Source organism: Corallococcus sp. CA054B (assembly GCF_003611625.1).
Classification (GTDB): Bacteria; Myxococcota; Myxococcia; order Myxococcales; family Myxococcaceae; genus Corallococcus; species Corallococcus coralloides.
Map to the genome: position 1 here is coordinate 1 of NZ_RAVY01000397.1, position 1,302 is coordinate 1,302.

Below are 1,302 nucleotides of genomic sequence, written 5' to 3' on the forward strand. Positions count from 1 at the left end.
GTCGGTGGGCGTCGGCGGCGGCGTGGGGCGCTGGACCGCGCGGGCCGTCGTCACCGGACCCGCGGAGGTGTTCAGGCGCAGCGGCTCGCGCACGTACGCGGGGGGCGGAATGTCGGTGGGCTCGGGCTCACGCGAGGCGGCGGGACGGGCCTCCGCGGGCACGGGCTCCTGGGCCACGTTGCGCGCCAGCTGCTCCACCATGTCCACCGTCATCGACTCGTCGTCCGGCGGCGGTGGCGGAGGTGGCGTGAGCGCTCCGACCTGCTGGGCGACGGCCTCCGCCAGCTGCACGAAGCGGGGCGGCATCGGCTGGCGGTAGATGATGGAGATCCACTCGCGCACCCGCAGCTCGACGGCGACCCACAGTTCCAGCGGCTTGCCCAGGAGGAAGCCGACTTCGTCCAGCTCCTTCTTGGGCACCGGGTAGGCGCACGCCACGTGCAGCGTGTTGCCGTCCAGGGACAGGGGGACGACGCTGAGGCGCTCGGCGATTTTCGGAGGGATGAAGCTGGCGACCTCGAGGTTGGGCTCGAAGTCCACCAGGTTCACGGGCCGGAAGCCGGAGACCTCGCCCATCATCGCGAGGACGTCCGCTTCGGAGAGGCCGCGCTCCAGGAGCGCGGTGTCGAGGTGGCCACCCTGGGCCTGATGCTGACGCAACAACTCCCCGGCCTGCTCCTGGGTCAGGAGGGCGCGCGAGACGAGGTGCTGGGCAAGACGCGAAGGCATGAAGGCCGCGGCATCTTACGGCCGCGGCCGCAAGGCACAATGAGCCGGTTTCAGCTCGGTTGGACGACGAAGGTGGACGTCAGCTTGTCATGGAGCGTCTGACCGCGGCGGTCGAATAGCGCCATCCAGAACCCGCCCAGGAAGAGAACGAAGGAAAGCCCGGCGAGCAAAGCCCGGAAGATGGCCCGGCCCGGGGTGGGCGCCATGCCGTGGGTGTCCACCAACCGCAGGCCCAGGAGCAACCGTCCCAGGGTGCGTCCATTCCACAGGAAGGCCGCGACCGCGCAATACACGGTGGCGAGCACCAGCACCAGGACCACGCCCGGCAGCAGCACGGAGTGCATCGCCCGCAGCCAGGCGACGAACGCGTCCAGCCCGGTCAGCCCCGGCTGGGGACCCTTCACACCCGCGACCGACGAGGCCAGGGTGATGTAGGCCGCCGCCACGGCGCTGATGGCCGCGGTGTCGACGGTGAAGGACAGCAGCCGGCGCCACAGCGAGGCGGGGCGCGCGTGGACCTCGCCAGCGGCCGGGACCGCCGAAGGCGCCGGCTGCTGTCCTTCACCGTCGACA

1 protein-coding gene and 1 pseudogene are annotated in these 1,302 nt (G+C 71.3%); both read right to left on the reverse strand.

From position 1 onward, the window contains the following. A pseudogene (locus tag D7V80_RS40965) lies at window positions 1-729 on the reverse strand (FrgA protein); the annotation flags it as partial. A gap of 50 nt (window positions 730-779) precedes the next feature. Then, the coding region (locus D7V80_RS40970; protein WP_120593143.1) for an RDD family protein at window positions 780-1,302 on the reverse strand (523 nt) is incomplete at its 5' end.